Source organism: Nocardiopsis sp. NPDC055824, assembly GCF_053616335.1.
Map to the genome: position 1 here is coordinate 1 of NZ_JBSHDN010000360.1, position 3,279 is coordinate 3,279.

2 protein-coding genes are annotated in these 3,279 nt (G+C 72.5%); both read left to right on the plus strand.

The features are described from left to right. The first annotated feature begins 150 nt into the window (after window positions 1–150). Complete coding sequence (locus tag ACWGL3_RS31750; RefSeq protein WP_267950329.1) at window positions 151–942, plus strand: sulfite exporter TauE/SafE family protein; 792 nt, start codon at window positions 151–153, stop codon at window positions 940–942. A 361-nt stretch (window positions 943–1,303) separates the two neighbouring features. Beyond that, the gene (gene dxs, locus ACWGL3_RS31755; RefSeq protein WP_267949165.1) at window positions 1,304–3,232 is read left to right on the plus strand and encodes a 1-deoxy-D-xylulose-5-phosphate synthase; all 1,929 of its coding nucleotides are present in this window, start codon (window positions 1,304–1,306) and stop codon (window positions 3,230–3,232) included. The last annotated feature ends 47 nt before the right edge of the window (window positions 3,233–3,279 follow it).

Below are 3,279 nucleotides of genomic sequence, written 5' to 3' on the forward strand. Positions count from 1 at the left end.
GGGCCCCCGCCGTCCGCCGGGTCGCGGACGCGCACCCGATTCGGTCATCCCATGCTCCTATCTCCTAATCCCGGTAGGGATGAGTGAGATGTAACGTCCCACGGCGTGCCCGCAGATATCTCCGCAGTCCCGCCCCCGTCCGCCCTCCCGATCCACCCGGCCGCCGCCCCGGCGCTCGCGGAGTACTTCTCACCGACCGGCCACGGCCTCCTCGGGGAGTCGGACCTGTGGGCGTTCGTCCTCGTGTGCGTCGTCGCGATCGTGCTCGGGGCGGCGGTCCAGAGCGCCGTCGGCCTCGGACTCGGCCTGGTCGCCGCGCCCGTCATCTCCTTCCTCGACCCCACGCTGATGCCGGGGAGCCTGCTGGTGACGGTCATCGTCCTGCCCGTCCTGACCCTCTTCCAGGAGTGGCGGCACGTGGACTGGCGGGGGCTCGCGTGGGGCCTTCCCGCGCGCGTGCCCGGGACCGTGCTGGGGGTGTGGGTGGTCGCCGTCCTGGAACCCCGCGCCCTCGCCGGCGCCGTCGGCGTCATGGTGCTCGTCGCCGTCGCCCTCTCGGTCCTGTCCCTGCGCGTGCGCATCACCCCGGGGTCGCTCGTGGCCGCGGGGGCCCTGTCCGGCTTCGCGGGCACCGCCACCTCGGTGGGCGGACCGCCGATGGCCCTGCTCTACCAGCACGAGGAGCCCTCGCGGGTGCGGGCGACCCTCGCCGCGTTCTTCCTGTTCGGCGGCGCGTTCTCCCTGGCGGCGCTCACCGCGGGCGGCCAGATGGACGTCCGCACCGCCGTGGTCGGTGCTGCCGCCGTCCCCTTCGTCGTCCTCGGGTTCCTGCTCGGCAACCTCCTGCGCCGCCGCTTCGACGCGGGGCGGCTGCGCGTGGCGATGCTGTGCGTGGTGGGCGCCTCCGCCGCCGGCCTGCTCGCACAGGCCGTCCTCGGGTGACCCCGGACACGTCCGGGGCCGCCGGGACGCGCGGGGCGGACCCGGGGAGCCCCGGCCTCCCCGGAGCGCCCTCGGGCACCCCCGGCCCGGGCAACTGGGACAACTCCGTTCCCGAAACCGAGTAATGTACGCCAAAACCCGCGATACGCGGGGCGTTCCGCGCGGCTCCGGCCGCCTGGCGGGGGGTCCGCCGCGCGCGGGCCGCCTCCGGGGTCGTAGCCGTCGCAGGGCTGGGTAGGACCCGTGGACGCACACCCATAAACTCGGGTATGTATACCTGCCGGTAGCCAAAACCGGCCCACGTCAGGGGCCCGGGCTGGCACACTCAACGGACACGCTGGACGAGGGGACTGACGAGACAGTGGCACTGTTCGAGTCGATACACAATCCGGAAGCTCTCAAGAAGCTTCCGGCCGACCAGCTCCCGACGCTGGCACAGGAGATCCGGGACTTCCTGGTCGACTCCTGCTCCCAGACCGGCGGGCACCTCGGTCCCAGCCTCGGGGTGGTCGAGCTGACCATCGCCCTGCACAGGGTCTTCGACTCGCCGAAGGACCCCATCCTGTTCGACACGGGCCACCAGGCCTACGCGCACAAGGTCCTCACCGGCAGGCACGACTTCTCCGACCTCAAGTCGGAGGGCGGGCTCTCCGGCTACCCCTCCCGTGCGGAGTCCGAGCACGACTTCGTCGAGAACTCGCACGCGTCCACCGCGCTCTCCTACGCCGACGGCATGGCCAAGGCCAACGAGGTGCGGGGCCGCAGGGACCGCACCGTGGTCGCGGTCATCGGCGACGGCGCCCTCACCGGCGGCATGGCCTGGGAGGCGCTCAACAACATCGCCGAGCGCAAGGACCGCCGCCTCGTCATCGTCGTCAACGACAACGGCCGCTCCTACTCGCCGACCAGGGGCGGGCTCGCCGACCACCTCGCCTCACTGCGCATGGCCCCCGGCTACGAGCAGGCCCTGGACCTGGCCAAGACCACCCTCAACCGCACCCCGGTCGTGGGCCAGCCCATCTACGAGGCCCTGCACGGCCTCAAGAAGGGCATCAAGGACGCCATCCAGCCGCAGATGATGTTCGAGGACCTGGGGCTCAAGTACCTCGGCCCCATCGACGGCCACGACGAGCAGGGCCTGGAGAAGGCCCTGCGCCGCGCCCGCGACTTCGGCGGCCCGGTCATCGTGCACTGCATCACCCAGAAGGGCAAGGGCTACGCCCCGGCTGAGAACCACGACGAGGACCAGTTCCACGCCCCGGGCCCCTTCGACGTCGCCACCGGCCTGGCCAAGCCCGGGTCGAAGGCCGTCAAGTGGACCTCGGTCTTCGCCGACGCCATGGTGGAGATCGGCGCGGAGCGCGAGGACGTGGTGGCCATCACCGCCGCCATGCTCCACCCCACCGGTCTCAACAAGTTCGCGGACGCCTACCCGGACCGCATCTTCGACGTCGGCATCGCCGAGCAGCACGCCGCCACCGCGGCCACGGGCATGGCCATGAACGGCCTGCACCCGGTGGTCGCGGTCTACGCGACCTTCCTCAACCGCTGCTTCGACCAGGTGCTCATGGACGCCGCCCTGCACCGCCAGGGCGTCACCTTCTGCCTGGACCGCGCCGGGATCACCGGCAACGACGGCGCCAGCCACAACGGCATGTGGGACATGTCCATCCTCCAGGTGGTCCCCGGACTCCGCCTGGCCGCCCCCCGCGACGCCGAGCGCCTCCGCCTCCTGCTCAACGAGGCGGTCGCCGTCGACGACGCCCCCACCGTCGTGCGTTACCCCAAGGGCGCCGTGGCCGAGCAGGTGGACGCGGTCGGCCGGATCGGCTCCATGGACCTGCTCCGCCGCGCCGCCGACGACGGCCACGCCAAGGACCTGCTCATCGTCGGCGTGGGCACCATGGCCCAGGTCGCCTGCGAGGTCGCCGACCGGATGGCCGTCCAGGGCATCGGCGTCACCGTCGTCGACCCGCTGTGGGTCAAGCCGCTGGACGAGGCCCTGGTCGGCGAGGCCGCCGAGCACAGCGTCGTGGCCGTCATCGAGGACAACGGCCGCACGGGCGCCGTGGGTGACGCGGTGGCGCGCCTGCTGCGCGACCACGACGTGGACGTGCCGGTGCGCACGTTCGGCATCGCCCAGGAGTTCCTGGACCACGCCAAGCGCGACGACATCCTCCGGGCACAGGGGCTGACGCCCCAGGAGCTGTCCCGCAAGCTCACCGGGACGGTCTCCCGGTACACGGAGACGCGCAAGGGCGCCGAGGAGCTGGCCGACGAGAAGGCCTGACCCCCGGGCGCCGCGCGGACCGGCCCGGACGGGACCCCCGTCCGGGC